The following is a 4,495-nucleotide window of genomic DNA, read 5'->3' as shown; positions in this document are numbered from 1 at the left end:
GCCCACGCCTGCTGCTGCATGCCAGCGAACTGCGAATCGGCGACCATCACTTCATCTGCCCACCGGAGTTCTGAGCATGCATCTCTACATCGTCACCGGCAGTTCACGCGGCCTGGGCGCGGCACTGGTTCAACAGCTCACGCAAGCCGAGAACACGGTGATCGGCATCGCTCGCAAGACCAACCCGGCGCTGCAAGCGGAGCAATGGGCGCTTGATCTGGCGGACCCGATTGCTGCTGCGGAACACCTGCAGGCCTGGTTGCGCGYCAACAAGCGCTGGGAAAGTGCAACGCTGGTCAACAACGCCGCCCTGCTCAGCGAGCCCGGCCCGCTGGCGACCTCCGACCTCACCAGCCTGTCGGCCGCGCTGCGCGTCGGCCTGGAAGCGCCAACGCTGCTGAGCCGTGTCTTCCTGGCCGAAACGGTGGGCGTGCCGACGCGACGCATCCTGAGCATCTCATCGGGCCTGGGCCGCCGCGCCATGGCCGGCAGCGCAGCCTATTGCGCCATCAAGGCCGGGCTGGACCATCTCAGCCGCGCCCTGGCCCTGGAAGAGCCTGGCGTCGGCGTCGTCTCACTGGCGCCGGGCGTCATCGACACCGACATGCAGGTGCAATTGCGCGGCGCCGACCCCACCCGGTTCCCCGAGCAAACCCGCTTCCAGGGCCTGAAAGATGGCGGCCAGCTGCAGACGGCGGCCGACACGGCTGCGGCGATTGTTCGCTTTCTCATGCGGCCAGACTTCGGAAAAACCGTGGTTTCCGATATCAGAGACGCTTGAAAATCCTGATCCGAACCTGCATCTGCCGGTTCGTTTCCAAGCTTCTGGAGAACTCGCTTGAACCGCATCTTTGCTGTGACCCTCGCCACCCTGCTGGCCGTCACGCTGCCCGCCCATGACGCCGAGGCCAAACGCCTCTCCAGTGGTGGCCTGAAGCGCAGCGTGCCTACCCAGACCGCGCCACAAACGCCGCCCGCCCAGCAGCCTGCGCCCCAGCAAGCCGCTCCCGGCAAACAGGCTGCTGCAACACCCGCGGCCGCTCCCGCGGCGGCGCCCAAACGCTCCTGGCTTGGCCCCATTGCCGGCCTGGCCGCAGGCCTGGGCCTGGCCGCGCTGGCCAGCCACTTCGGTTTTGGCGGCGAACTGGCCAGCATCATGACGATGGTGCTGCTCGGCCTGGTGGCGGTCTTCGTGATTCGCTTCCTGGTGCGCCGCTTCGCCGCGCCGAAGCCGCAGCTCGCCGGCGCCAACGGCGCCAACTTCCGGGCAGCCGAGCCGGCGTGGAATTCGGCAGCGGCCACGGTTTCCGGCGCTGCCGCAGCCCCCGCGGACTTCGACGCCGCGGGCTTCGAGAAGCTCGCCAAGCAGGTCTTCATCCGCCTGCAGGCCGCCAACGACGCCGGCGACCAGGCCGACCTGCGCCGCTTCACGACGCCGCAGATGTACGCCAACATCCAGCACGATCTGCTGGAGCGCGGCGCACAGGCTCAGCGCACCGAGGTGCTGCAGCTCGAAGCCAACGTCGTCGATGTCGCGACGGAGACCGGAGAACAGATTGTCTCCGTGCGCTTCTCGGGCCTGGTGCGCGAGAAGAGCGAACAGGCCGCGGAGGACTTCGACGAGATCTGGCATCTGGTCAAGGCCGGTGACGGCTGGCTGATTGCCGGCATCCAGCAGACCGCATGACCCAAGGCATAGCGGGTTAGACCCGAGTCCGGGCCAGTCGAGAATGGGCGCTTCGAGCGCCCATTTCCTTTTGAGGCCCCACATGATTCGTTTGCGTCTTTCTCTTTGCGCACTCGGCACAGCATTGCTGGCCGCCTGCGCCTCTTCTCCTGCGCCGGCACCGGTCTCCACGGCTGTGGTTGCGCCCAATGCGAACCTGGTCATCCAGGGCATCCCGCCCGTGCCCCAGAGCCTGGTTGACGCCATCGGCCGCTACAACGACTTCCGCGGCCACGCCTTCGCCGACTGGCACCCGACCCAGCGCGAGATGCTGGTCAGCCACCGCAAGGCCGGTGCCAACACGGCGCAGATCTTTCGCGTGACGACGCCGCTGACCGATGGCGAGCAGCTCACCGACGGCATCGACCCGGTCGTGCGCGCGACCTACGAACCGCGCAACGGTCAGTACATCGTCTTCGAGCGCGCCACCGGTGGCAACGAAGTCGCGCAGCTCTATCGCCTGCCGCTGAACCAGGCTGGCGCTCAGCCAGTGCTGCTGACCAATCCCAACGAGCGCCACTCCATCAACACCTGGCTGCGCAGGAGCGGCCGGCTCGTCTACTCCTCGGTGCCCATCGACCGCACCGCCCAGGGCGGCACGCGCACCAAGATCACCACCACGCTGTGGTTGATGGACCCCGAAAAGCCCGAGGCGCGGCGCAAGCTGGCCGAGCTGGACGGCGGCGGCTGGTTTGCCGGCCGCCCCTCGCCCGACGAGCGTCTGGTGTCCTTGACGCGCTATCTGTCGGCCAATGAATCGCAGATCTGGATGCTGGACCTGGACAGCGGCGTGGCCAAGCAAGTCGCGCCGACGGCGGGCAGCCAGGAGGCCAAGGCCACCTACTCACCCGCCGGCTGGGCGCCCGATGGCCGCTCGCTGTGGATTGCCAGCGACCGCGCCGGCGAGTTCCGCGAGCTGATGAAGCTGGATCTCGCCAGTGGCCGCATCGACCGTGTCAGCAGCCACATCCCTTGGGACGTCAGCGGTGTCACGCTGACCGAGGACGGTGCCAGGCTGGCGGCCCAGTTCAATGTGGATGGCCGCGACGAGCTGCATTTCTTCGATGCGGCGACTGCCAAGGAAGTACCGGCCGCCGCCCTGCCGAAACTGCCCGAGGGCAATGTCGGCGCCGCTTCCTACCACCACGGTCGCGGTGAGCTCGCTTTCTCAATCAGCAATGCCCAGGGCCCGAGCCAGATCTATTCGCTGGGCACGGACGGCAAGGTCCAGCAATGGACGCGCGCCACAGCCGCGCCTGGTGTCGACACTGCCGCTTTCAGCGAGCAGAAGATCGTGCGCTGGAAGAGCTTTGACGGCACGATGATCTCGGGTCTGCTCACCGCCCCACCGAAGAAGTTCTCCGGCAAGCGCCCGGTGCTGATCTCCATCCACGGTGGCCCCGAGTCCCAGGCCAGTTTCGGCTTCCTGGGCCGCAACGCCTACTACGTGCAGGAGCTCGGCATGGCACTGATCCAGCCCAATGTGCGAGGCTCCAGCGGCTACGGCAAGAGCTTCCTGGCGATGGACAACGGCTTCAAGCGCGAGGACTCGGTCAAGGACGTCGGCGCCCTGCTCGACTGGATTGCCACCCAACCCGACCTCGACGCCTCGCGCGTGCTCGTCACCGGCGGCAGCTACGGCGGCTACATGACGCTGGCCGTGTCGACGAACTACGCCGACCGCATCGCCGGTTCCATCGACGTCGTCGGCATCTCGCACTTCGTGACCTTCCTGAACAACACCGAGAGCTACCGCCGCGACCTGCGCCGGGTTGAATACGGCGATGAGCGCGACCCGGCGATGAAGGCCCACCTGGACAAGATCTCGCCGCTGACCAACGCGGTCCGGATCAAGAAGCCCCTCTTCGTCATCCAGGGCAAGAACGACCCGCGCGTGCCCTACACCGAGGCCGAGCAGATCGTCGCGACCGTGCGCCAGGGTGGCACGCCGGTCTGGTATCTGCGCGCCGACAACGAGGGCCATGGCTTCCAGAAGAAGGACAACCAGGACTTCCAGTTCTACGCCACCGTGCTGTTCATGCAGCAGACGGTGCTGAAGTAGGCCCGGCTTTGGACCTGCTCGGCCCGGTCAGCCCGCTGCCTGCGGTTGCGGCGCTGCTGCTGGCTTTTGCCACGGCGGCGCTGCTGCGGCGGCGTGTCGGTGCGCCGCCCGCACCGGGCCGCTTCGCGAGCATCGACGGCTTGCGCGGCTATCTGGCCCTGGGTGTCTTCCTGCATCACGGCTGCATCTGGTACTTCTATCAGCACAGTGGTGAGTGGAAGCTGCCGCCATCGCGGCTCTACACCCATCTGGGTCACAGCAGCGTCGCCCTGTTCTTCATGATCACGGGCTTCCTGTTCTTCTCCAAGCTGATCGCCGCCCGCCAGCGGCCGCTGGACTGGCTGCAGCTCGTCGTGTCGCGCGTGCTGCGCCTCGTGCCGCTGTATCTCTTCGTCATGCTGCTGCTGTTCACGACGGTCGCCGTGCTGTCGGGCGGCGAGCTGCATGAGCCGGCCCGCACCGTCACCAAGCAGGCCCTGCGCTGGCTGGGCTTCACGATGTACGGCAACCCACCGATCAACCAGATCGAGGTGACCAAGATCGTTGTCGCCGGCGTGACCTGGTCCCTGCCCTATGAGTGGTTCTTCTACGGCGTCCTGCCACTGCTCGCGCTGACGGTCGGCGTGCTGCCGCGCTGGCCCTATCTGCTGTTGGGCCTGGTGTCTGTCACCGCCCTGCTGAACTGGCCCGCGCAACCTGTGTACCTG

The 4,495-nt window shown here is 66.9% G+C and carries 4 protein-coding genes; all 4 read left to right on the top strand.

From position 1 onward, the window contains the following. Positions 1-76: 76 nt before the first annotated feature. A complete protein-coding gene (locus ACXJKR_RS25160; RefSeq protein ID WP_457325146.1) occupies positions 77-781 on the top strand; it encodes an SDR family NAD(P)-dependent oxidoreductase in 705 nt (234 codons plus the stop codon). A gap of 57 nt (positions 782-838) precedes the next feature. Continuing rightward, a complete protein-coding gene (locus tag ACXJKR_RS25155) occupies positions 839-1,687 on the top strand; it encodes a Tim44 domain-containing protein (protein WP_457325145.1) in 849 nt (282 codons plus the stop codon). A gap of 82 nt (positions 1,688-1,769) precedes the next feature. Next, positions 1,770-3,788: a prolyl oligopeptidase family serine peptidase gene (locus ACXJKR_RS25150; protein ID WP_457325144.1), complete on the top strand. Its 2,019-nt coding sequence runs from the start codon at positions 1,770-1,772 to the stop codon at positions 3,786-3,788. Positions 3,789-3,796: 8 nt separating this feature from the next. Then, positions 3,797-4,495, top strand: a 699-nt coding sequence (locus ACXJKR_RS25145; protein WP_457325143.1) for an acyltransferase family protein, incomplete at its 3' end; no start/stop codon positions are given.

The sequence above is a fragment of the Roseateles sp. P5_E11 genome, from assembly GCF_054049355.1.
Note: the sequence above shows the minus strand (reverse complement) of the source record. Positions and strands in the feature narration are given on the sequence as shown.

Bases quoted from the DNA above. Each gene is read 5' to 3' on its own strand.
- ACXJKR_RS25150 (WP_457325144.1), top strand. From the start codon at position 1,770: ATGATTCGTTTGCGTCTTTCTCTTTGCGCACTCGGCACAGCATTGCTG.